Here is a 402-nt window from a genome sequence, read left to right on the forward strand (position 1 = left end):
ATCGCGTGAAAGTCGTAAGTGAATTTATGACGGTTACGAATGTTCCTGCAAATGTTAGTTAGTCTTAATTCGGAACATAACTGCTGCAAAAAGAGATATCCTATGTTGAATAAACGTTCTTCCTCCAAAGGAATACGTGCTGTTTGAGAAAATCTTACAGAGATTTGTTCTCTTTGCTGATTATAAAGGGCAGTTTCTTTCGCCGCTTCTGCCTTGGCCCAATCCATCATTTTTTCTTTGTCGCCTGAAAACTGTTCTAAAAGGTCATTGTATTTTCCAAGTTTTTTGTAAATGCGAGAAGACGATTTTCCGTTTTCTTTTCTGTAAGATTGGTAAATATATACGTCCTTGTTGTTTTGACTACCAGTAATGTTTATATACATAACAAATCACTCCTTATAT

1 pseudogene is annotated in these 402 nt (G+C 35.3%); it reads right to left on the reverse strand.

The features are described 5' to 3' along the window. Positions 1–383 (reverse strand): annotated as a pseudogene (locus ACQRBH_RS17355) (IS1634 family transposase); the annotation flags it as partial. Between the last annotated feature and the right edge of the window lie 19 nt (positions 384–402).

The sequence above is a fragment of the Bariatricus sp. SGI.161 genome, assembly GCF_050313695.1.
Lineage (GTDB): Bacteria > Bacillota > Clostridia > Lachnospirales > Lachnospiraceae > JAFBIX01.